Here is a 24,026-nt window from a genome sequence, read left to right as displayed (position 1 = left end):
AGTTAAGTAATATATACATTACCTTATAGCGATTTAACACCCATGTTGTATAGAGTAAAGCCATAAATATCAGCGTACTGATCGATGATCTTACTGGTTGGTGTTCCTGCACCGTGACCAGCATTTGTTTCAATACGAATCAGATACGGGTTTTGTTTTGCACCTTTTTCTTGCAGCTCGGCTGCAAACTTAAATGAATGCGCAGGCACAACACGGTCATCATGATCCCCAGTTGTCACTAAGGTTGCCGGATAACTAACACCCGCTTTAACATTGTGCACAGGTGAGTAGCCTTTTAAGTAATCAAACATTTCTTTACTTTGTTCACTCGTACCGTAGTCATACGCCCAACCAGCACCGGCTGTAAAGGTGTGGTAACGCAGCATATCTAAAACACCTACAGCAGGAAGCGCAACTTTAAATAGCTCAGGGCGCTGTGTCATAACCGCACCAACTAATAAGCCTCCATTTGAGCCACCACGTACCGCTAAGTAATCAGGTGAGCTGTATTGTTTTTTGTTTAAGTACTCAGCCGCAGCAATAAAGTCATCAAATACATTTTGTTTCTTAAGCTGTGTACCATTTACATGCCATTCTTTACCGTATTCGCCACCACCACGAATATTAGCAACAGCATAGATGCCACCGTGCTCAAGCCACGCCGCTACTGTAGGGCTATAACTTGGTGTTAGACTTACGTTAAAGCCACCATAGCCATATAAAATAGTCGGATTTTTACCGTTAAGCTCAGTGCCTTTTTTGTACGAAATAATCATCGGAACTTTGGTGCCATCTTTTGATGTATAGAAGACTTGCTCAGAGATATATTCTTCACTATTAAATTTAGCGCCCGACTTGCGATACACATCAGACTTTCCTGACTCAACATCAAACGAGTAGGTATTGCCTGGTGTAGTGTAATTCGTAAATGAGTAATACAGTGTTTGTGCATCGTGCTTACCGCTAAAGCCATATGCAGTACCTACACCTGGCAGGCTAATGTCACGCACCAATTTACCTGATTTATCGTATTGTTTTACTTGCGAAATCGCATCAACCATATACTTAGCAAAGAAGTAGTCACCGCCTTTCGAAATGCTAAGTACATTGTCAGTTTCAGGGATTAAATCTTGCCAATTTTCAGGTCTTGGATCAGCAGCATCCACTGTTACTACACGCATATTGGGTGCGTTTAAGTTAGTCACCAAATACAGTTTCGAGCCGTCATTATCAATAATTGAGGTATCTGAGTCAGTGTTATCTAAAATCGTCACTAGCTTGCTGTCAGTCTTAGTTAAATCTTTGATAAACAGTTTATTACCTGATGTTGAAGTACTTGCAGCAATAATTAAATAACGATTATCACGGGTCACATCAGCACCAATATAACGATGTTTCTGAGCCTCTGTGCCACCATAAACTAATTGGTCATCTGCTTGTGCCGTGCCTAACTTATGGTAGTAAACTTTATGTTGTTCTGTTTTTGCAGACAGCTCACTACCCTTAGGCTTATCGTAGCTCGAATAATAGAAACCTTCGTTGCCAAGCCAAGAGATACCACTGAATTTTACATCGACTAATGCTTCTTCAATTGGTTGTTTAGTCGCAGTATCAATAATGATAATTTTACGCCAGTCACTGCCGCCTTCAGAGATTTGATAAGCCGCTAAAGTGCCGTCTTCTGTGAATGTTAAGCCCGACATTGAGGTTGTGCCGTCACTACTGAAGGTATTAGGATCTAAGAACACCTCAGCTTCTGAGTCGCCTTTTTTACGATAAACTACATACTGATTTTGCAGACCATCGTTTTTATAAAAGTAGGTGTACTCACCCTCTTTAAATGGCGCTGTGACTTTTTCGTAGTTCATCAACTTTTCAAGCGTAGTTTTTAGCTCATCGCGATACGGAATATTTTTTAGATAAGAAAAGGTAACGTCATTTTCGGCTTTAACCCACTGAGCTGTTTCGTCGCTCATATCATCTTCTAACCAACGGTATGGATCGGCTACTTTCTCATCGAAGTATTCATCAACAACATTGCCTTTTTTAGTTTCTGGATAATTCACAGCAGCTTTAACCTCTGCAGTTTTCACTGTTTGTTCTGTTTTTGTTGGGGTAGATTCACCGCAGCCCGCCAATGCAACAACAATCGCACATGCTAGTGTTTTCTTGATCATAATAAATTTACTTTTAGTTATTGTTAATAAAATGAAAGTAAAATTAAAGCATTAGAATGTCTAGTAATTTGCGGTTAAACACAGGAAGTGCTGTAAACCAATGTAAAAACAAAAAAGCCACGTAGTAACGTGGCTCTTCAAAGCATGTATTTGCTCAGCGATTATACTTTTGTTAACCAGCCATGAGTATCTGCTGATTTACCCCATTGAATATCATTCAATGCTTGGCGTAATTTAGCAACTTTCTCACCTGGTTCACCCGACCCCACTTTAAACTCTTGGTCGTTATGAATAAGTGTGCCAACCGAGGTAAGAACTGCAGCGGTACCTGATAACGCAGCTTCAGTACCTGGTTTAGCGGCTCTTTCTAGTAACTCAGACACAGTAAAGTTACGCTCAGATACTGTCATACCTAAATCTTTAGCAATCGTTAAAATACTATTACGCGTCACACCGTGTAAGAATGTGCTATCAAGTGCTTTTGTGATGATCTCATCACCATCAATTAAAATGAAGTTTGCAGCACCCGTTTCTTGTACATCACCACCAGGGCAGAATAAAATTTGGTCTGCTTGATGCTCTGAGCGAGCTTCTAAGATTGGACCTAATGCACTTGCGTAGTTACCACCACTTTTAACCATACCCATGTGTGGTGCGCAGCGCATGCCGTCTTCTTCAAGTAATACACGTAATGCTGTAGCACCGCCTGAGAAGTAATCACCTACTGGCGAAAGTAATACATAAAGTAAGGAACTCATTGACGGTGCAGCCGCTTTACCGATTGCCGCTTCTGTACCAATGTGAGTTGGGCGAATATACATTGAACCCGGCGGTGTTGGTGTTTCGTCTGCATACTCTTTTACAATGTCTTTGATCATTTGCTCAAGCATGCTTTCGTCAAAGTCAGGTAAGTTTAGTAACTTAGAGCTTTGTTTCATACGCGCAATGTTAGCATCCATACGAAAGATATAGACCGAGCCATCTTCGTGACGAAATGCTTTTAATCCTTCAAAACAGGTGCTTGAGTAATGTAATACGTGAGCACCCGCATGTAATTCGATTTTATCAGATGGGACCAGCGCGCTTTCACTCCATGAGTTATCAGCAAAACGTGCTTGGATCATTTGTGGCATAAATACAGTACCAAATGCGGCCATTGTTATTCTCTCTTGTTTGGACTACTTTTACCCCATTGTATGCTAATCCATCCCCGTTTAACCATAGCAAACTAGTGCCTTTTATCGATTAAAGTGATAATAATCCGACCATTTGGTACAAAAAATGCGCAACCCAAGTTGCGCATTGTTTACTGAGAATCATTCGCTAACAAATGACAATGGATTATCGGTAATTCATTTTTGCTGTGAGGCGATTAAAAAAGCCCGGGAAAAAACGCTTGATAGTCGGTGCTAAACCACTTATTCCCTCACCAATAACAACTTCATCTTTCTCTGCTTCAATGGCTTTAATCATTTTTGCAGCCGCTTTTGCCACATCCATGCCGTTTTCGATTGATTGTTCTGGTTTATTTTGCGGTTTACCTTGGCCATCTAACGAATTATGCGCAATGGCTGTTTTAATTGAACCTGGGCAAATAGTCAGGCAATTCACATTTTTGTCGGCTAGTTCTGCTCTTAAGCAATCCATAAAGCCCACAACTGCATACTTAGAACCCGAATACCCAGTTCTGAATTTTGAACCGACTTTACCCGCTACACTGCTAATTGATACCACCATGCCCATACCTTGCTTCACCATCTGTGGTACGACCGCCTTAGTTAAAGCAATTAAACCAAAATAGTTTACTTCCATCAGTTGGCGATAAACCGTAAATTCGTTTTCTAAAAATAGACTACGCTGCGACACCCCACCGTTATTGATAAGCACATCAATGCGGCCAATTCGCTCGATCACTGCTGGCATATCTTCAAGTAAGGCTTCGGGCTTTGCCAAATCAAGGGCGACCACATGATGATTACCGCCGAGTCTTGTATTAAGAGCGTTGAGTTTTTCCTCATTACGGGCAGACAGTACTAGCGTTGCCCCTTTTGCCGCCAATTGCTCACAAAGTGCCTCACCAATTCCAGAAGATGCCCCAGTAACCCAAACTGTTTTACCATTTAATTGCATGTGTGTTCCTTATTATTGTTGTTATGCTTTATTAGGCCCTGCATGTTGTTCGATATGATCAGCAATATCTTTATAAAAACCAAGCATAATCAAGAACTCTGCTAATACAAATAACGGCCCTATGACCAAACCAATTAAATCATCAACAAAGGCTGGCTTTTTACCTTCAAAATAGTGACCAATAAACTGAAACACCCAACCAACAACGAAACTGCCAATGCTCACAGTTAGCCATAACTCTGTTGAAAGCGACACCACAGGCTCAGCAGCAATGCTTAACAAACTTAAGCATACAGCCATAATTAACCCCATAGATAAGCTAAGCATTAAGTAATAAAGACAGGTGAGCGCAATTACCACGGTTGCCAAGGAGATAACGGCAGGCTCTGAGATAAGCGTGACGCGTTGTAATAAACAAATAATTGCAAACACTATTAATGGGATGCCGATAAAGTGAGTGACAATATTGCGTTTAGAACGGTGATAAAGGGCGTAATTTGTCAGTTGTTGTTTTAATGTTTTCATTGTTTTTCCTGCCAAAACTGTGTTCAAAATTCAGATTAGCAGAAAATTCACCAACAAGAATGTCAACTAGCCGACATTTAAAGTTGCTAGCTTATAATCACACATTAAACCAGCGCATCAATAACTTTGCCTTTTTCAGCTTCTGGTCGCATATCCATGCGTTCGCGTCCCTTTTGATACTCTTCATCAAGCATCGCTTGCAGCTCATTCATTTTTTCTTGCAGTGCTTTAGTATCGGCACCTTGTTGTTGCATTTGTTCAGCAAGCTTCTCTATTTGCGCTTTTATTTCATCAATTTTCTCTTTATCAACCCCGAGCCGCTGATAAACCAAAGCTTCTTGAGCTTGTGCTAAAAAAGAGCTGGGCTCAGGCTGCTTTTGTAAAAGTTGTTGTGCTGAAGATGCTGGCGTATGCATGGCTTTCACACCCTCAGTGCGAGCCGTTTGCGACAGCTTAGCAGCAGCCGAAGCGTGATAAGGGTTATATTGATTATGAAATGTAATTGCCACAAGTTGTCTTCCATTTAAGCTTGATTACAACTTTGTAGCAATTTTAGTTCCAAGCTAGCATTGAGATTGCAATTTATCGATATCAATAATCTCAATCGTTTGATATTTAAGATTAATAATTGAATCAGCTTGCAGGGATTGTAATATTTGGTTAATGGTTTGCCGTGTTAAATAGGTCATATCGGCAAGTTGTTGCTGGGTAAGCGGCAAACAGCTTTGGTGTGACGATTGAAAAAGCATGCATAACCGCTTACTCACCTTTTGCTTTGCTGTAAGCAGTGCGTGATCTTCTAATGAGTCAAACAGGTTTCGCACTTTATTGGTAAGCAGCAGCCCAAAATCATGCCAATAAGCAGGATGCTCTTGTAATAACTGAGTTAATGCCCGCTCAGGTAAGTGTAAAAGTCGTACCGCAGTTTGAGCATACACATCGTGGGTGCGTTTACCACCATCAAACAAAGCCACTTCACCAAACCACATAGCACCGGTTACAAAACTGAGCACGGCTTCTTTGCCTTGGCTATTGACCCCAGAAACTCTAAGCACGCCATTAATAACACAATACAGACCGGTATTTTCATCACCACGCAAAAACAATGCATCACCCGCATTTAAGGTGATTAATTTAGCATTTTTTACTAGCTTGTCCCTAAATATTTGTGTGCGATTTTTAAACCATTTGTCTTGGTTAATTACCGAAAGGTCTTGTTCATTCAAGTGTTTATCCTTTACATTGGAGTAGTGTGCATATATCCAAGCCATCTCAAAATGCAGAATTCAGCGTTTCACAGGTTGTTTGGATATCCAAATAATAAAAGGATACGGGATGTTAAACAAACTACTTTCGACCAGCCTACTTCTCAGTGCTATTTCTACCCCTGCATTTGCGAGTGATATTAATTCTGAACTTAAATCTGCAAATAAAAGCGTCAGCGAAAAAGTCATTAAATGGCGCCGTCATTTGCATCAAAACCCAGAGCTTAGTAACCGTGAGTTTGAAACAGCTAAATACGTTGCTAAGCATTTACGTTCTCTAGGCCTTGAGGTTCAAACAGGTGTGGCACATACCGGTGTGGTTGCCAAACTTAAAGGGGGCAAAAAAGGCCCGCTTATTGCGCTACGTGCTGATATGGATGCACTACCTGTAAAAGAGCAAGTAGACTTACCTTTCGCGTCAACTCAAACAACAGAGTACAAAGGTAATACCGTTGGCGTAATGCATGCCTGTGGTCATGATAACCATGTGGCTATTTTAATGGCAGCCGCTGAGTCTTTAGTAAAAATTAAAGAAGAGCTCGCGGGTGATATTCTGTTTGTCTTCCAACCTGCTGAAGAAGGTGCTCCTGATGGCGAAGAAGGCGGTGCAGAGCTGATGCTTAAAGAAGGCTTATTTAAAGAAAAGCCAGAAGCTGTATTTGGTTTACACGTAACCAGCTCTCTTAATACCGGACAAATTGGTTTTCGTGAAGGGCCGCTAATGGCCAGCGCCGACAAATTTACAATCACAGTAAAAGGTCGCCAAACTCACGGTTCTCGCCCTTGGAATGGGGTTGACCCAATTGTGGCGTCATCACAAATTATTATGGCAACACAAACCATCGCTTCTCGCCAAGTTGATGTGACTAAAGCGCCTTCGGTGGTTTCATTTGGTGCCATTAATGGCGGTGTGCGTAACAACATCATCCCTGATCAAGTTGAAATGGTGGGCACAATTCGTACCTTTGACCAAGAAATGCGTGCTGACATTAAAAAACGTTTAGCTAAAACCGCTGAGATGGTAGCTGAATCAGGTGGCGCAGAAGCCCATGTTCACATTGACCATGGTTACCCGGTAACAGTGAACGATGTTGAACTAACCAAGAAAATGACACCAACACTTGCTGGTGTAGTTGGTAAAGAAAACCTGATCACAACACCACTTATCACAGGTGCTGAAGACTTTAGTTACTACGCCTTAGAAACACCAGGCATGTTCTTTTTCTTAGGTGTCACACCAAAAGGTCAAGATGCAGTTACAGCACCAAGTAACCATTCACCACACTTTTTTGCAGACGAAAAAGCTTTACAGCTTGGCGTAAATGCAATGACGCAATTAGTGGTTGATTATCTAAAATAATAATTATTTTCTTACCGGCGGGTGACATCACTACCCGCCCTATTTTCTTAGCTGTTCAGCATCAATAAAGTTCATTTTGCTAGGGTTAGATTACTATAAACAGGTAAGGAAGCCCCATGACATCAGAATACTTTCATTTTTTAAGCATTATCGGTGTAGCGTTTTTTGCTATTTCTGGCACCTTGCTGGGCCATGAAAAAAGTGTTGGTGGTTTTGGTGTGGTGGTTGTTGCCACAGTCACAGCTCTAGGTGGTGGCACACTTCGAGACATATTGCTTAACAAACCAGTATTTTGGATAGCTCAGCCCGATTATTTGTACGCAACTTACATAGCCATATTCGCCTCTATTCTATCAATTCGTCACTTACCCGATTTAAGTAACACCACCATGCTATTAATGGATGCCGTAGGGATGGCAATTTTCAACATTATTGGTATCGAAAAGGCGCTGATCGGCGGCGCAGATATGATTGTTGCCATCACCATGGGTATGACCACAGGTATTTTTGGTGGCCTGATGCGTGATGTGATCTGCCGAGAAGTGCCTTTAGTAATGGGTGAAGAACTCTATTCCACCGCTTGCTTATCTGGCGGGTTAACTTACGCGGCTTTATTCACCCTTGAGGTGAGTTATATTTGGTGCATTCTTGGCGCATTTGCTGTGACGGTATGTTTAAGATTAGGCGCCATACACTTTGGCTGGCAACCTAATCTGTTTCGTAAAAGCAGCTTTAAACGCTCTTAGCAGGTCATATAAATACAGCCATCGAGTGGCATGTCCGCGGGGTACTGAGTTTGAATAAACCCCATTTTTTCATAAGCTGCTTTAGCAAGGGTATTGTGGCTATACACAAACAACGACAAGCTATCACACTGCAATTGCTGTTTGCCCTGCTCTCCTAGTAAATTTATCAACACTTTTGCAAGACCTTTACCACGTTCACTTGGCGCGATAACTAGCCGCCCTAAATGGCAACGACCTTCACGTAAATAGTATTGACCAAACCCTAACATCTGGCCTTCGTCATTAACCAACGCGTAGGAATTCAGCGCATCTAGGTTTAAATCGTGTTTAAAGCTTTGCGTATCAAATGGGTAATTAAAAAATGGCCCTGACCAAATACGCAGCTCAGCCTCTGTGTTAAACCAACCCATTAACTCGTTGAGTTGGTCACTCGTTACTTTAACTAGCTTCATGTTTTAACCTATCGTATAAACCCGATGCACGAGTAACAGATTTATTCATCGCCATGAGCAATACATTTTTATCGGCCACCAGCTCAAATGTGGTTTTCGCGCGGGTGATCCCCGTGTAAACCAATTGTCTGTTAATGCCCTGATTAGCCTGTTTTAATGGCGGTAAAATCATCGCTGTGTAAGCAAATTCAGAGCCTTGCGACTTATGAATTGTCATGGCATACACTTTGTCGTGAGCAGGTAAGCGTGCGGGCGAAAAGGCACGAATATTTTCTTGTTCATCAACAAACATGGCTTTTAACTGACCTTGCTCATCGTGCATTAAAATACCTATGTCGCCATTAAACAGTTTTAGTTGGTAGTCGTTTTGGCTGATCATAATTGGCATACCCACGTAATGCCTTTGATATGGCGAAATTAAACCTTGTTGAGCCAGTGCTTTTTCAATACGCTGATTAAGGCTATTTACACCGTAATCTCCCTCTCTTACGGCAGCTAGCAACTGATAATGCGAAAATGCCTTATGCACACTGGCAACACTTGCCCCTTGCTGGATAAGCTGCAAATAATCGTGATATTGCAACGCCGCTTGTTGCACAAATTGCTCAATCGGTTTACTAATTACGCTGTAATTAAGTTTAAGGTCTTTAAAGCCACCTTGATTAATCGTTTGCTCAACATAGCCCAGTAAGCCACTGTTATTGGTATTTACAGCTTGTGCTAATTGACCAATGCCGCTGCTGCCATCAAAACGATAACTTTGCTGTAAAAACGCAATACAATCGTTAAGTACAAAATGACTGCTCGCCGCAGGTATCTCGCTCTGATTATTAAAACAAACGCGATTAAGCTGCGCTGCTCTTTCACTACTGTAATCAGGCATTTTGCCAAGCTCTAACCCTTGGCATAGGTCGCTAAGAATACTGCCCGTATCAACCGAGGCTAATTGGTCTTTATCACCCAGTAAAATAAGCCTTGCATGGCTCGGTAATGCCTCGATTAGTTTTGCCATAAGCGATAAATCAACCATCGACGCTTCATCAATGATAAGTACATCTAAATGCAGCGGGTTACGCTTGTTATGGCGAAACTTATTGGTATGCGGAATAACGCCCAGTAAACGGTGAATCGTTTGCGCACTGTCTGGAATAAGTGGCGCGATATTATTAGGGATCATATTAAGCTTTTGCTTTGCCCCTAAAATCGACTCGGTTAAACGCGCTGCCGCTTTACCTGTCGGTGCAACCAGCTTTATTGTTAGCGGTGCACTGGCATACAAAGATTGTAAAATGGCCAGTAGCTTAGTTACTGTGGTAGTTTTACCTGTACCTGGGCCGCCAGTGATCACACTAAAGCCTTTTGTTGCAGCAATCGCACAGGCTACTTTTTGCCAGTTTAATGTTTTAATAGGATCGCTTGGGTTGGTTGTATGGTCACTGCGAGGAAAATACACCTCAAGTAATGACGTTAATTCAGTTTCATCAAGTGTGAGTTCTTTCGTTGCTAAATGATGTAAACGCGAAGCCAGTGTGGTTTCGTACTCTGCCAAGCGGGCAAAATAAAGTTTATTCGCAAACAACAGTAGTGGCTTGTCGTCCCCTACGCACTCTGCATTCATTAGTTTATTAACAGCCTCATTAAGGCCAAATTCCATAGCAAACGGGGTTAAAACCTCAGGGGCTGCAATGCTGGCATCAGCAAAGCTTTGCTCTCTAATTTCAAACGGATTTTGCCAGTTTATATTCACGAGCTCTAAGCAGCTGTGCTGACTTTGCTGCGCGGCCGCAAGTAATAAAATCAGGTAAAAAACCTCACTGTGCGCTGCTTTGTTATTCTCTATCAGTGTTTGTGAACCGGTTACAGTCTCTGCGCCAGTCAATAACTCTGCGAGTTTCACATCCACTAAGCGAATACGTTTTGCCTCAAGTAAATAACTCAGTAACGGCTGTGTTTTAAGTTCAATAGCAGGCAACACTGAATCGCTTTGGGCAGGTTGCACTGGTTTTTCTGGCTGCTTATTCATTGGCTCGTTTGGCTCATGGTCATCAAAGCCGAATGTCAGTTGACTCATAGCATGGCTCCTTGTGCGAATAAGCTATCCAGCTCAGTTATCTGCTGTTTTGTTAACTGATTAAAATACACCCCTTGTCCTTCGCTCATACCACGTAAGAAGGTGTAGTAAACACCCCCTAAATGCGTAACGCTATCGTAATCTTGAATACGTTGTTTTAATAAACGGTGCAGTGCCACGGTATAAATTAAATACTGCAAATGATACTGATGACTGGTCATGGCTTGCTCTAGTTGCTCATGTTGGTAATCAGCCGCATTATTACCTAAAAAGTTCGATTTATAATCAAGAATATAATACTTACCCTGCCAGCAAAATATTAAATCTATAAAGCCTTTTAGTAAGCCTTGCACCTCACTAAAATCAAGCTGCCCTGGTAAATTAAAGTGCTTTACCAACACTTGGTTAAGCTTATCACTTGAGAGTGATAACAGCGGTAAGTTAAATTCCATTTCGACCAAACAGGTATCGGGCTCAAGTACTGATAAACTAAGCCCTTTATCGTTTAGTGGGCAATTCAGTGCAGCAAGGATCCACTGCTCGGTCATTTCCTGCCAGCTATCGTCAATATGGTATTTTTCGAATAACGTTTTGATCACTTTATCAAGGGCGTGGTCATCTTGCTCGCTGGCTGGGCGCGTTAACGCATAAGGGTCGGTAAAGTCTAATTGCTCAAATATTTCATGCAAACAACTACCCGGCTTTGCCCCTTTAGGGAAGCTGTAAGGTGTTAGAGCATTGGCATTTTGGGCTAAAAACTCATCTTTTTCGTGGTCTTCATCACTGCGGCCAAGTTCAATATGATCAGTATGCTTTTTCAGCGTTAAGCTACTAAAGCTGGTTGAGCGCCAATCACGCTGAATGTCTGCTTTAACAGTATTAACTTGGTAGGCTTGCTCACTGTCTGCACCAGCAAATGTTAACTTTTCTAGTTCATCCGCTTGGCTAAACGCTTCATAGTGCATGTGCGCAGAGCCTTCACAAAATTGTTGTAACAACGCGCGCCATTCATCGCCCGATTTAATCTCTAACCCTGCAAATAATACGTGGCCAATGCTGGTACTTTGAATTCCAGGGCGAGCACTGCGACCTTGCGCAATGTTATACATACCCACAGAACAAAAATGCACGGCACGAGTCAGTGCCACATAAAGTAAACGTAAATCTTCAGCCAAGCGCTCTTGCTCTGCTTTTTGCATTGCGTCGTCACTTTTAGCAAGGTCATAAATCAACTTACCGTCTTTGTGGTAAAGGGCTTCTTTGCTTTCGCGATAGCCACAGGCAAACGGCATGAATACAATCGGGTACTCTAAGCCTTTTGAAGCGTGCATGGTGACAATTTTCACCAAATTAGCATCGCTTTCTAGGCGTACTTGCACCGCTTCACCATCTTGTTGACTAACTTTTTGCGCAAACCAACGCAGCAATCGATGGGTTCCCTCAAGCTCAATTTGCTTTTGCTGCAAGATTTCCCCTAAATGACGGAAATCGGTGAGCCAGCGTTCAACGTTGTAACCTAAACCTTGCCAACGCGCTGCAAGCTGATTATGGCTTAATAAACGCTCGAGCATCGCCATAGCGCCTTGTTTATGCCAAATGTGAGCAAGCTGAGCAAAAAAGTTTAAATGCTCTTGCCATGCACTTTCATTTTCGTGAAGTTCATAAATGTGGTTGTAACTTAAGCAAAACAATGGCCCGGCTAGCACACCACGCAGTAATGATTCATCATACTGTCCATGCAAGGCCGTTAAAAAGTTCAGTAAATGATGACTAAGCTCTTGGTTAAAAACACTATCACGGGATAAATACACGCTGGCAATAGCGGCTTCTGCCAGTGCAGCTTTCATTAACTGTGCTTCGTTTCGGTCACGCACTAACACACAGATATCGGCGGCCGTGAGAGGCTTTCCTGCAATAGTTGCAGCGCCTGCATCGGCTTGCTTGAGTAGCTCAGTAATTTTTTTCGTATACTGCAAAGCCAATGCCTGTTGAGCCACCCCTTTGCTGGTTGGCTTGTTGTTCGCTTCGGCGTATTCATCAACAAAAACCGAAAATTCAAACGCACTTGGCATTTCACCGTTTATTAAAAACGCTTTGTCTTGCTGTTTTCCCTTCGCATTAACCTTTTGAAATGGGATTGCGTCGTTGTAAATAAAGCTATTTTCATTTTTAGCAAATAAACGGTTTACGCTATCAACAACCCCTTCACTTGAGCGGTAGTTGGTATCTAGGGTGTATTGCTTATCATCTGAAACAGCTTGTTTTGCGCCAATATAAGTAAAAATATCTGCACCACGGAAACCATAAATAGCCTGTTTTGGATCACCTATCATGGCAAGCGTGGTGTTTTTAATGCCATAAATGCGGCTAAAAATACCATATTGAACTGGGTCGGTATCTTGGAATTCGTCAATCATGGCAACCGGAAACAAAGTCGCAATTTTTTCACTTAACGCTTGGCCTTGCTCACTTAAAAGTGCCTGATGCAAGTTACTCAGTAAATCATCTGGAGTAATAACGCCTTGCTCTTGCTTGCGTTTAGCTAATGCACTTGCCACCCATTTAGCAGCGTATTGCACTATCGCAATATTTAACCCGTTATTAATAAGGCTACTAAGTTGCGCCATTTCAGTAAACTGAGCCTGCATTGCATGACTAAGTAAGCTGCCGTTTTTCTTGTAATTTGCAGGGTCGCTTAAATTCTCTGTGCTCCACACTTCGAACGAGTATTTACTGGTACCAAATACAAAAAATAGCTCATCATTGTTTATATACTCTTCAAGCGCAGCAAGGCTGTTTTTTCGACCTGGGGTTTTTGAGCCACTTAAATCAGACGCTTTTACGGCATTAATAAATTCACTCTCACGGCACGCCTTTTTAAATGCTGGTACTTTTGCCACAAAGTTGTCGCGCGCTTGCCATATTTCATCAAGGTCATACTCAGGGGTAATTGTTGCCCCTTGTTTATTGAGTAAACTCACCACCTGTGAGTACAGTGACGCTGGCACAGGGAAAATATCGGTAATTGCTTGCGTGCGCTCTTTTGATTGTGGGTAAACAAAGGCACGCCAAAAGTCATTAAGGGTTTCTTGAATAAGCTCACGCTCATCTAAAATAAACTCTAAGTTAAACGCCACCCCTGATTCAAAAGCATGTTGTTTCAGCATTCGCTGACAAAAACCATGAATGGTGAATATAGCGGCTTCATCCATCGACTTTGCCGCGGCGTCTAGCAAATCAAATGCGACGTGTTTGTCAGTCACCTCGTTAATTACTTGCTCAATCAGCTCATCATCGGGCTTTTTACCAAGCAGTGCATCTCTGGCATTGATTATACGCGCCCGTACACGGTCTTTAATTTCTTGAGTTGCGGCTTCAGTGAAGGTCACCACCAGTATTTGCTCAACACTTAGAGGCGTATTTAATTGTTCATCTTCACCAGTCGCTTTTTGTAAGCCCAACAAATACCGTAAATACAAACCTGTAATGGTGTAGGTTTTACCTGTACCGGCACTTGCTTCAATAAGGCTTTGCCCACACAGCGCCATACTCATTGGATTAAGCGTTTGCATGATCTGCCTCCTGTGCTAATTCAACAATTGGCGATAACAGCAGCTCGCTCCATTTTATAAACTCTTCTTCACAGTCTTTAAGGTTTTTTATGGTTAAGCGAATGTATGGGTTTTCACCTTCACCTATGCCTATGTATTGCGGCGCGAATTTATTGTTTGCTTTAACCATGTCTTTATCTGTTTTTATGTACTCGTAACCACTGACCGGAAAAAACGCCACAGGACGAGTTAAAAGCGTTTCATAAAGCGAAAACCAATCATTTAAATAGCTACGGGCATCGTCTTCTGACAAAGGTGAAAAACTAATTTGCTTGTCTAAACCAAGAATAAGGGTTTCAACAGGCTGACCCACTATTTGCGCCGCTAAATGATGCACAAAGCCACGAATTACATCTTTTGCTTTAATACTGGCGGTGCGATAAAACACCTGTTTTTGACCATAAATATGATTTAACCAACCTTCTAGTGTGGTATTGGCAATTTTAATATTTACTTCAACGGGTAATGCTTCATCACCTTGAATATGCGCTTTCACTTGCCCAGCAAGCGCATCAACTCGGTGCTGCATACTTTCAAACACAAGGTCGCCAACATGGGCTTGGGGTAATTCACCGCGCTGCATAATTTGCGCTTTATTAAGCGGTAGCTCTTGAATGCTCGCTTCGAGAATTTCATCGAGGTAAAAGTAGCGGCGTAATGCATCTAAACTAAATGGCTCTTCATCTTTAGCGATATCGTTAAATTGCGGTAAGCGTAAACCCAAACTTTGTTGATAAAAGCTCTCGTGCGGCTGGCAAATACTGCGAATAAACTGAGTTAACTCAACACTACTTTCTGGCTGAACACTAAGAGCTTGCTGTGGCTCAGGGTTAACAGCTTGAGTTGGCATCCACACAGGGTTATAGCTGTGTAATTGTGTGGCTAAAGGTTTGTTTGCTTTTTGCTCGTCATCAGTTTGGCTTTTATTACCTTCTTTGTTAGTGGTCAGATAATAAGCCGAGTTAAATGGCTGTAAGTGCTGATAATTAATCAGCGCCTCTGGTAGCTTTAAGTGAGTGTCTTGTTCAGCAAACTCAAAGCTACGGGCTATGTATTCCAAAAGCTCGCTCACTAAAGTTGAGGGCATTCTTGGTTGGTTATCAAAACAAGAACGGCCAATATAACTGATGTATAAATTCTCACGGGCACTTAAAATCGCTTCTAAAAACAGGTAACGGTCATCAAGTTTGCGAGAGCGGTCGCCTTTTTGGCGTTTTGAGAAAGGCACTAAGTCAAAACCGATTGGCTGAACGGTACGCGGGTAATCTGCATCATTTAAACCTAGCATGCACACCACTTTAAATGGCACTGCACGCATTGGCATCAGCGTACAAAAGTTAACTTGCCCCACTAAAAAGCGCTGTCCTACGCCTTTTTCTTGAATACCTTGTTTTACAAGGTAACTAACAATGCGCTGCGAAACAGCTTGTTGGTAATCGCCATTGTCATAATGCTTAATCAGTGTATCGAGCACTTTTTGCAGCACTAATAAATCCCAGCTTTGTTCGCCTTCATCGCTATATATATCGTTTAATAACTCTTTTAGAATATCTGCCTTTTCGTTAAGCGGTGCATCAGCTTGCAACTTAGTTTTATAACGGGCCAGTACATCAATAAATTCAATAAGTTTATTTAAGGTATTCAGTGCCATACCTTCAACTTCATCGGCACTGTAAATCCCCGAAAACGGCAATTGCTCATCACGTTGTGCAACACCTAATAACAAGCGGTTTAGGCCATGTTGCCAAGTATTTAAATCTATTGCGGGTAAGCCAAAACTGTCTTTGTGGGCTGCATCTAAGCCCCATTTAACGCCAACACGCTCAAGCCAAAAACCAATTTGCTCATATTCATGGGATTCGAGGTTAAACTTCTCGGCAATTTGTGTGACTTGCAGTAAATCAAGAATGTCAGACACACCAAAGCGTGAGTATGGTAAATCGGCTAAACTAGCAAATGAGCTAAGTACTGGTTTTTCTTGCTCTATCGCTAAATCGGCTAACGCATAAGGGATAAAGCGTCGCCCTTCTGCACCACCAAACACCGCCTCAATATACGGGCTGTATGTGCCAACATCCGGCATCATTACAATAATATCTTTCGGTGTTAGTGCTTTATTTTCATTGAATAAGTTAAGCAAGTAATCATGTAATCGTTCTACTTCACGAAGAGGCGTGTGGCAATCGCTCAGCACAATGCTGGTATCGTCTGCCTGAATTGGCAACTTGCCTTCGTCATTAATAAACCATTCTTTGTCAGGCGTTAATGACTCACCCTTGAAGGCTAATTGGTAAATTTCAGACTGTATTTGCGATAACAAGCTTTGATCAAACTCGTTATCGAATCCGTCAAGCCACTGCGCATCTAGTTGTAGTAACTGCTCAAAATAATCTCGGCCTAATTTACCCCACGACGAGAGCAATGGGTTACCAATAAAAAAGTACTCGTGATCAGGGTTTTTCGCGCTGTCTTCAAGCGCTTGTAACTGCGGGCGTTTGGCATATTTAGCGGCAATCTTAGCTGCTGTTTTTTCATCGAGCGTGTCGCCCCAGTAATGCTCACTCGGGTTAAAGAAAAACAAAAACACCTGCGTTTTTTTCGCAATGGCCTGAAACACTTCAAGCTGGCTGCTCGCAATTGCAGAAATACCAAATAAACTAATGCGCTCAGGTAATAGGCTTGCGTCCATTTTTTCAAGGGCTGCAAGGAGTTTATCTTGCATATTGGCGCGGTGATATTGGCTTTGCCCAAGCTCTTTACTGTGCGCCACCAGCTTACGCCAAAGATCTGGCTGCCATGGTGCAATGCCCACATCAACATCATCAAGTTCATCAATGCCCTGCTCCCAAGTGGCAATCCAATTAGGGCGATACATTAAGTATTGGTCATAAACGTCGGCAATTTTCTCGCACAAGGCAAAGGTTTTTTGGCCTTCGCTATCACCTTCTAAATAGGTTTTAAGTGGTAAATACAGCGGCTCATCAATGCAGTTTGGTAAAATTGCAAACAGCTTCCAAGCAAGGTTCGCTTTGTTATACGGAGATTCACTGGGTACATCTGGTAATAATTGTTGGTAAAGCTGCCATATAAAACTCGAAGGCAGCGGAAAATCAACCTGAGCGGCAATCCCTAAGTGTTCGCTTAAACCGATTTTTAGCCACTGCGACATACCCGGTGACTGCACGAGCACAATTTCTTTTTTAAAAGGGCTCGTTAGCGGATTAACTTTAAGAAGAGCGTGAAACCGCGCTTGCAGTGCTTCCATGCGATTTGATTGAATTATATTCAGCACTTTACACTGTCCTTGCTTGAAACTAACTAATTGACACAGTGTAAGATATTTTAATTAGATGGGATAGAGAGAAATACCCGCAAACAAGGCTTATTCCATGTTTGCAGGCATGAGCTGCGGGCATATGTTAAGGATATGCACAGCAGGCAATATTTACTGGTATGGGCTTATCGTCGATAACGCGAACTCGGTGTGCATTATCTCATCACCCTTAATGCCTTTAAGCGCAATACGAATGGTAGGATCTGCTTTTTGCCAATCGATTGTTAAATCGCCGTAGTTTACCTCATGAGTGTAATCACCCACACGGTGTTTATTAGGGCTAACATCTTTCCACTTTTCTGTAAGCCCAGAGCTGGTCATTTCATGTATACCCAAACCACCCCAAGATTCGAGTTTCAGTTGGAATTAAAAGCGATTTAGGCAAGGCATTGATTGAAAAGAATGGTTATTCCCTTGTTAAAATCAATAACGCTGGATAAATCGCTTTTAAACCAACCCGTAGGGCGCTTCTCATGAACTTACTCTCTGCGTTGTTACTTCTTAAAAGGGAATGCCATTCCTGCAAAGTAACGCCTTGATATTAAGCCCATGAGAAACGCTGAATTCTAGATCTTGGGGTGGTTTGGGTATCTGGGTAATCTAGGTTATCTTGATATTTAGACAGCTCACCCCAGTGGGTATCGCCACTGACAATAATCACACCATTTACTTTATGCTTTTTAATAAGCGCAAATAAACGCTCACGATCAGCTGGATAATTTGCCCATGACTCCCAACCTGTAAAATCAGCCAATAACTGTAAGCTTGAGGCAATGATTTTTATCTTTTCATCTGACTTAAGCTCTTGTTCAAGCCATTGCCATTGGTTTTCGCCAAGCATAGAGGCGTTTTTATCGGTTGTTGGACTATAAGGCCCTTGTTTTGCAGGTTTACGCTCAAGTTGATAGGTCATCGCTGATACATGATTTAACGGTGCGCGATTAAAACGCAGATCAGGCATGATCACCTTTACTGTTTGCTCACCTTCACCGTACGTGTACGAAGTGTAAATACCATCTTCACGAGTTCTGCGAGCAGAACCTGCTGGCTCTTGCCAAAAGTCGAGCATGATTTTTCGTGATTGCTGTTTTTTGGGGTATTCGCTGCCAGCGTCATTTTCGCCATAATCATGGTCATCCCACATGGCTATTATCGGCGTATTCGCACGTAATGTTTTAAAGCCTGGCTTTTGCCCTAAACGTTGATATTTATCGGCAAGTACCGTCATATCTTCGGTATCACCATAAATGTTATCGCCAAGGAACATAAATAAATCGGCTTGCTCTTTGTTGATGGCATCAAAAATTGGAATAGCTTTGTCTTGATGACCACATGAGCCAAACAAAATTTTACTTGGCGCGGCAATCGCACTCACACTACTAACCAGCATTAACCCAGATAAGGCGCTTTTGAACAAACTAAAAGTTAAACTCATTTTAAAATCTCCTTAATTGGCGCGGCCATTTTCGGGTTAACTTGCTGACTGTTAATGCCTAAAATATTCAGCACAGTTGCCGCTACTTGCGCTTGTTTGAGCTCATTGCTTGGCTTAATTAAGCCTGTTGCTTTTATATCTGGGCCAATCGCTGCTAACCAAATATGCTCAGAGCCAACAATGCCGTTTGGAAAACGCTGCTTTCCTTGCTCTGAACGTGCCAAAGCACGCTTCGAACTATGATGCTGCCAATCATCAGCATGACTGCCACGGCCATGATCGGTGGTGATGATCAATGTGGTATTGTCTTTATAGCCCGGTGTTTGTTGAATTGTTTGCCAAAGGTCACGGATAAACGCATCACTTTGTTTAGCCGATTTTAAATAGGCATCGTATTTACCGTTATGAGCAAAGTCATCGGTTTCACCCAAGCTAATAACCAGCAAACGCGGCTGCTTATTTAATAAATATTGTTTGGCAAATCGGTAGGTAAAGCTGTCGAGGCGAACATTGTGCCAAGGACTGGGGATCTCGCTTTGCATTTGGTTTAGCAGAGTCACTTCCTTTGACTTCACCGCATCAAAATTTTCAAAGCCAGCATTAACATAAACCCCACTGCGCTCACGATTTACAATATAGGGAAACACATCCCAGCTACCAAAAAGCGCGGTTTTACCTTTAAATTCTGGCTGAGAATTTAAACTCTCTAAAATGGTTTTATTGGGGTTAGGCACTTTATCGTTACTATCGATATTTTCATCTACTATGCCAGTTAAAATTTCACTATAACCTGGGTATGAGAAATACCACGGGTTGCTTACCGACATGAATGAACCTTGCGTTCTATCGCCAATCAAAACACCTTGCTTTGCCAATGTTTCACTAAAAAATGGCATTAACGCTTGAGTTCGCTGTGCTTGGTCATCTCGCCAAAAAAGCGCCTTTAGTTCATCTGTATTTGCAACAAAATCAGTGTTATCAATTAGGTTTTTATCTGCACCAGAGAACACTTCTTGCCAGCGAAGCCCATCAAGAGTCACGAGCACAACATTGTCGGCAGCTTTACAGCTTATGCTTAATAGTGATGCTGCTAAAACCGCCGTGGCTAAAATTAATTTTTTCATATTTCACCTGCAAAAAAGCCCATCAACGATGGGCTATTTAAAACGTTAGCTTATTGCTTAAAACTGCGCTGTAAGTGTTAAAGCTGCGGTACGTGGTGCACCAATAAAGTAGGTAGAGCCATTACCTGTGCCACCTGCGAGATATGATTTATCAAACAGGTTATTCACCACAAATGCAAGGTCGATTGATTTAAACACACCTGAATCAAGGCTGGTATTATAACCAATATTTAAATCAACCAAGGTGTAACCATCAACCTCGTTACGCGAACGGGTTTGCTCATCAGTCCATGCACCTAAACGCTCACCTGTGTATTTAGCCGATAAACCAAAGCGGAAATCACCACTGTAGTAGTCTGCCGATACCACAAATAAATCTTGTGCTGAGTCAATCACTTCATCACCCGCTTTAAAGCTGGCTGATGCATCCTCAAGTAGCTCACCATCGCTGTTGTAAGCACTTGGATCGTTCGATTGATACTCAGAGTTATTGTAGGTATACGATGTGTAAAGGTTCCATTTGTCAGTCAGCATATAGCTTGCAGAAAGCTCCACACCCGTTGACTCAATACCACCTACGTTGATGTAAGAACCGTTCGTGCCAATCGTGTAGTCAATACCATCGGTATCACTGCCCGGAGCAATAAAGGTAATACGGTTATCAAATTCGATGCTGTAAGCGGTTGCCGTTAAACGTAAACGGTCATCACTGTAACGCACACCTAGGTCGATGTTTTCAGCTGTTTCAGGTTCAATTTCGGTCAGTGTTGATGAATCACGTTCAAGTACACCATCTTTAATTGCCGCAAAGTTTTCGCTGTAGCTGGTGAATAGCTCTGTGCTTGCAGATAACTGATACAGCACACCACCGCTGAATAGTACGTCTGAATCACTGTCGATTTTATCTGAGTATTCATCTTCAAAATGATTATAACGCTGCAGCTCAACAAGGTACTGTTTAGCACCTAAATTAAGTGTGAAATCACCTAAACTGATTGAGTCTTGTACGTACCATTTGAATGTATCTGTTTCGAAGGTGTTCTTGTACTGTGTCCAATACGGCGTATGGTCAAAGTGATGATAGACACGGGCGTCAATAACTTTATGCCAGTCACGTGACTCATCACGGTCTGTTTGTTCAAACCAAAAACCAGCTTCAATGTCATGGTTGCCAAGGGTTACTTGGTATTCACCGGTCATACCTAAGCGATCTTTTTTGTAGTGAGTATGACGATACGACATAACCGGAATAGCATCATCTGGGTAACAGGCTGGGTTTAAGCCAGGGCCTGAAGACCATGGCCACTCTAAACTTGCCGTACAGCCTGCAGCAGGTGCAAGTGGATTACCGTCGCTGTCGGTGAAGCCGTAGCTGCCAGCATTTTCGCCGCCAATCGTTGTTGGGTTGCCATCACCATCAACCGGTGATGTTAAATAAGGCGGGATCCAATCACCACGACCTGAATTTTTATGATAGTAAGGTGACAAGCTTAAGTTTGAAGTGGCACCTAATGCGTAATCAAACTTTACATACGCAAGAGTATTTTCACGCAGTGTACCCCAGCCCTCAGCAAACATTTGATCAAAATGCGGCACGCCAGTCCAATTCCAAGTTAAACGATCCCAATCAGGGTTTTGTTCAAACTCGCTAATGCTAATGCTGTTATAGTTAATTTCGTGAACATCATCATACGAAACACGACCTGTTACGGTTAGGTCGCTAAAGTCTGATACAAACTTCGCTTCGATGTGCTGGTTGTCTTTACCACCATTGCTACCATCTCCAACCCAACGGCTGGTGTCTGTTTGCGAATAGCTGATATAGGCTTGCGTGTTATCAAACACAGTGCCAGTTTCGTGCTTAACAAAGTAACGGCTAGCGTTATGATCGCCCGTTGTGTAAGCAAACGTAGTGCTTTGCTCAGTGCTCGGTTGAGCACTCACAAAATTAAAAGTACCACCTAATGCTTCGAGTGATGCAGAAGCAATATCAGACGTACCTTGCCCTACTTCAACTGTTGCTAAGTTTTCGCTGTCTAAGTAACGGTTTGCTTTTGCACCGCCACCATAGTTAGAACCGCCATTAGGAATACCATCAATCGTCATACCTAATTGCTGTTGATTACCATCGATACTAAAGCCACGCATAGTAATGGTGGTTGACCAGTCGTCACCACCGAATGCATCACCTTCGTTGATGCTAATACCCGGTAGGTTATCAATCACGGCTAACACACTTGATACTGAACTTTGTTGCTCAAGCATGGCAGGTTCAATAACGTTATTTGCATAACTGGTTGGCTTTGCAACAACGGTAATTTCTTCAATTTCGTTATTCGTGTTTGCATTTGCCGATGTTGCTAAAAGCGTTGCTACTACAAGGCTTAGCTTTGTTTTTTTAGTTACTGTGCTCATTGTTTTTCCAAGGTTACGTATTTAAAAGCGGGCACAGTATGCAGAGCGTGTATGACATTTAGGGTCAAAATTTTTGACACAACAATTAAACAATTAATGCATTTTCATGGCAGATTTAAGACTTAACTGTTTAATAAATAAGAAAGTATTAGAAAAAACGCCCAGTTAAATTAACTGAGCGCTTGTTGGTTGGACAATATTATTAGGTTTGCTTAAATCAGTTCAGCCAGCATTTCGTCGCTGTATGGTGTTAACGCTTCACCATTTTTAACTTTACTGATGTAATCTGGGTTCGCAATGAATGGGCGACCAATCGCAATTAAGTCAAATTGGTTATTATCAATAGCTTGATTAGCTGTCTCAAAGCTATAGCTACCTACCCCGACTAAGGTACCTTTGTACGCACCGCGCATATATTCAGATGCTGACTTATCACCTAAGCTTGCAAAGCGCATGCTGTCATCAAAAATACCAACATGTAAGTACGCAAGATTACGCGTTTCAAGGGCTGGCAATAGATAATCAAATACCGCCTTATCACCGTCACTTTCGGTCATATTAAAATACGCTCCTGGCGATAAACGTAATGCAGTTTTATCTGCACCAATTGCTGCAACTACTGCATCAACGACTTCAAGAGCAAAACGTGACATGTTTTCTGGTGTTTGACCGTATTGGTCTTCACGTTGGTTGGCAGCAAAGTGTAAGAATTGATCAATTAAGTAACCATTCGCACCATGAATTTCAACCCCGTCAAAACCCGCTTCAATAGCGTTTTCCGCCGCTTTTGCGTAGTCAGCAATTAAACCTTGGATGTCTTCGATGGTTGCCGCTTTTGGAGTAACGTAAGTTAACTCACGCATTCTCGGTACCGAACCTTCAACACCAATTGCTGATGGTGCCAGTACATCACCACCAAAAAAGTGAGGATGAGCAACACGACCTACGTGCCAAAGCTGAGCAAACATTTTGCCACCTTTTGCGTGCACAGCATCGGTGACTTTCTTCCAACCTTGAATTTGTTCGCTAGTAAATAGACCTGGTGTATTTGGATAACCTTGTGAATCTGGGCGAATAATCGTTGCTTCGCTAATAATTAAGCCCGCATCAGCACGGCGCGCATAATAGTCAACCATTGCTTGGGTAGGTACGAGATTATCGTCGCTCATACAGCGTGTAAGGGGTGCCATTAGTACACGGTTTTGCAACTCAATGCTGTCATTTAGTTTAAACGGAGAAAGTAAATCGGTTGTCATGGTTTTATCCTTATCTTGAACATACATTCAAGATAAGGGTGAAACAAACATACTTCAAGGTTTATTTTGAATAATCGTTCAAGATTACGTAAACTTTGTATATTCCAATTCGCTTAATTAAGTAG

Annotated in this window: 17 protein-coding genes; 2 read left to right on the top strand and 15 right to left on the bottom strand. The window is 42.2% G+C overall.

Features of this window, described 5'->3' with window-relative positions; genetic code table 11:
- Window positions 1-23: 23 nt before the first annotated feature.
- The 6 genes from AOG27_RS10860 to AOG27_RS10835 form a co-directional block, all read right to left on the bottom strand.
- Window positions 24-2,177, bottom strand: coding sequence for a prolyl oligopeptidase family serine peptidase (locus AOG27_RS10860; protein ID WP_054553039.1), 2,154 nt, complete (start codon window positions 2,175-2,177; stop codon window positions 24-26).
- A 161-nt stretch (window positions 2,178-2,338) separates the two neighbouring features.
- Window positions 2,339-3,340: a branched-chain amino acid aminotransferase gene (locus tag AOG27_RS10855; protein ID WP_268795040.1), complete on the bottom strand. Its 1,002-nt coding sequence runs from the start codon at window positions 3,338-3,340 to the stop codon at window positions 2,339-2,341.
- A 178-nt stretch (window positions 3,341-3,518) separates the two neighbouring features.
- Entirely contained in the window at window positions 3,519-4,307 is a 789-nt protein-coding gene (locus AOG27_RS10850; RefSeq protein ID WP_054553037.1) for an SDR family oxidoreductase, read from the bottom strand.
- Between the two features lie 21 nt (window positions 4,308-4,328).
- Window positions 4,329-4,832, bottom strand: a complete 504-nt coding sequence (locus AOG27_RS10845) for a DUF962 domain-containing protein (RefSeq protein ID WP_054553036.1) — start codon at window positions 4,830-4,832, stop codon at window positions 4,329-4,331.
- A gap of 104 nt (window positions 4,833-4,936) precedes the next feature.
- Window positions 4,937-5,341: a hypothetical protein gene (locus AOG27_RS10840; RefSeq protein WP_054553035.1), complete on the bottom strand. Its 405-nt coding sequence runs from the start codon at window positions 5,339-5,341 to the stop codon at window positions 4,937-4,939.
- 54 nt (window positions 5,342-5,395) lie between these two features.
- Window positions 5,396-6,058 carry a Crp/Fnr family transcriptional regulator gene (locus AOG27_RS10835; protein ID WP_054553034.1) on the bottom strand — a complete coding sequence of 221 codons (663 nt, stop codon included), beginning with the start codon at window positions 6,056-6,058 and terminating at the stop codon, window positions 5,396-5,398.
- 109 nt (window positions 6,059-6,167) lie between these two features.
- Between AOG27_RS10835 and AOG27_RS10830 the strand changes: the two genes are divergently transcribed.
- Both AOG27_RS10830 and AOG27_RS10825 read left to right on the top strand, forming a co-directional pair.
- Window positions 6,168-7,457 (top strand): amidohydrolase, encoded by a 1,290-nt coding sequence (locus tag AOG27_RS10830; protein ID WP_054553033.1) that lies wholly within the window; start codon window positions 6,168-6,170, stop codon window positions 7,455-7,457.
- A 116-nt stretch (window positions 7,458-7,573) separates the two neighbouring features.
- Complete coding sequence (locus tag AOG27_RS10825) at window positions 7,574-8,203, top strand: trimeric intracellular cation channel family protein (RefSeq protein ID WP_054553032.1); 630 nt, start codon at window positions 7,574-7,576, stop codon at window positions 8,201-8,203.
- On the opposite strand, the gene AOG27_RS10820 is transcribed toward AOG27_RS10825, so the two are convergent.
- From AOG27_RS10820 to AOG27_RS10780, 9 genes are all read right to left on the bottom strand, one after another.
- A complete protein-coding gene (locus AOG27_RS10820; RefSeq protein WP_054553031.1) occupies window positions 8,200-8,655 on the bottom strand; it encodes a GNAT family N-acetyltransferase in 456 nt (151 codons plus the stop codon). The genes AOG27_RS10825 and AOG27_RS10820 overlap by 4 nt on opposite strands.
- Window positions 8,642-10,726 (bottom strand): exodeoxyribonuclease V subunit alpha, encoded by a 2,085-nt coding sequence (gene recD / locus AOG27_RS10815; RefSeq protein WP_054553030.1) that lies wholly within the window; start codon window positions 10,724-10,726, stop codon window positions 8,642-8,644. Before recD ends, AOG27_RS10820 begins: the two co-directional genes overlap by 14 nt.
- A complete protein-coding gene (recB, locus tag AOG27_RS10810; RefSeq protein WP_054553029.1) occupies window positions 10,723-14,298 on the bottom strand; it encodes an exodeoxyribonuclease V subunit beta in 3,576 nt (1,191 codons plus the stop codon). Before recB ends, recD begins: the two co-directional genes overlap by 4 nt.
- Window positions 14,285-17,629 carry an exodeoxyribonuclease V subunit gamma gene (gene recC, locus AOG27_RS10805; protein WP_054553028.1) on the bottom strand — a complete coding sequence of 1,115 codons (3,345 nt, stop codon included), beginning with the start codon at window positions 17,627-17,629 and terminating at the stop codon, window positions 14,285-14,287. Before recC ends, recB begins: the two co-directional genes overlap by 14 nt.
- 153 nt (window positions 17,630-17,782) lie before the next feature.
- Complete coding sequence (locus AOG27_RS10800) at window positions 17,783-17,992, bottom strand: hypothetical protein (protein ID WP_054553027.1); 210 nt, start codon at window positions 17,990-17,992, stop codon at window positions 17,783-17,785.
- A 220-nt stretch (window positions 17,993-18,212) separates the two neighbouring features.
- Window positions 18,213-19,106, bottom strand: a complete 894-nt coding sequence (locus tag AOG27_RS10795; RefSeq protein WP_082389255.1) for an alkaline phosphatase D family protein — start codon at window positions 19,104-19,106, stop codon at window positions 18,213-18,215.
- The gene (locus AOG27_RS10790; protein ID WP_054553026.1) at window positions 19,103-20,230 is read right to left on the bottom strand and encodes an alkaline phosphatase family protein; all 1,128 of its coding nucleotides are present in this window, start codon (window positions 20,228-20,230) and stop codon (window positions 19,103-19,105) included. Before AOG27_RS10790 ends, AOG27_RS10795 begins: the two co-directional genes overlap by 4 nt.
- Before the next feature lie 57 nt (window positions 20,231-20,287).
- Window positions 20,288-22,645: a TonB-dependent receptor domain-containing protein gene (locus tag AOG27_RS10785; protein WP_054553025.1), complete on the bottom strand. Its 2,358-nt coding sequence runs from the start codon at window positions 22,643-22,645 to the stop codon at window positions 20,288-20,290.
- A gap of 212 nt (window positions 22,646-22,857) precedes the next feature.
- On the bottom strand, window positions 22,858-23,901 hold the full coding sequence (locus tag AOG27_RS10780; RefSeq protein WP_054553024.1) for an alkene reductase: 1,044 nt from the start codon (window positions 23,899-23,901) through the stop codon (window positions 22,858-22,860).
- Between the last annotated feature and the right edge of the window lie 125 nt (window positions 23,902-24,026).

This window comes from Pseudoalteromonas lipolytica, assembly GCF_001306915.1.
Lineage (GTDB): Bacteria > Pseudomonadota > Gammaproteobacteria > Enterobacterales > Alteromonadaceae > Pseudoalteromonas > Pseudoalteromonas simplex.
The sequence above is the reverse complement of the archived record's forward strand: the minus strand, read 5'-3'. Positions and strand labels throughout refer to the sequence as shown.

Bases quoted from the DNA above. Each gene is read 5' to 3' on its own strand.
- AOG27_RS10860 (WP_054553039.1), bottom strand. From the start codon at position 2,177: ATGATCAAGAAAACACTAGCATGTGCGATTGTTGTTGCATTGGCGGGC.
- AOG27_RS10850 (WP_054553037.1), bottom strand. From the start codon at position 4,307: ATGCAATTAAATGGTAAAACAGTTTGGGTTACTGGGGCATCTTCTGGA.
- AOG27_RS10845 (WP_054553036.1), bottom strand. From the start codon at position 4,832: ATGAAAACATTAAAACAACAACTGACAAATTACGCCCTTTATCACCGT.
- AOG27_RS10830 (WP_054553033.1), top strand. From the start codon at position 6,168: ATGTTAAACAAACTACTTTCGACCAGCCTACTTCTCAGTGCTATTTCT.
- AOG27_RS10825 (WP_054553032.1), top strand. From the start codon at position 7,574: ATGACATCAGAATACTTTCATTTTTTAAGCATTATCGGTGTAGCGTTT.
- AOG27_RS10820 (WP_054553031.1), bottom strand. From the start codon at position 8,655: ATGAAGCTAGTTAAAGTAACGAGTGACCAACTCAACGAGTTAATGGGT.
- recD (WP_054553030.1), bottom strand. From the start codon at position 10,726: ATGAGTCAACTGACATTCGGCTTTGATGACCATGAGCCAAACGAGCCA.
- recB (WP_054553029.1), bottom strand. From the start codon at position 14,298: ATGCAAACGCTTAATCCAATGAGTATGGCGCTGTGTGGGCAAAGCCTT.
- AOG27_RS10800 (WP_054553027.1), bottom strand. From the start codon at position 17,992: ATGACCAGCTCTGGGCTTACAGAAAAGTGGAAAGATGTTAGCCCTAAT.
- AOG27_RS10795 (WP_082389255.1), bottom strand. From the start codon at position 19,106: ATGAGTTTAACTTTTAGTTTGTTCAAAAGCGCCTTATCTGGGTTAATG.
- AOG27_RS10790 (WP_054553026.1), bottom strand. From the start codon at position 20,230: ATGAAAAAATTAATTTTAGCCACGGCGGTTTTAGCAGCATCACTATTA.
- AOG27_RS10785 (WP_054553025.1), bottom strand. From the start codon at position 22,645: ATGAGCACAGTAACTAAAAAAACAAAGCTAAGCCTTGTAGTAGCAACG.
- AOG27_RS10780 (WP_054553024.1), bottom strand. From the start codon at position 23,901: ATGACAACCGATTTACTTTCTCCGTTTAAACTAAATGACAGCATTGAG.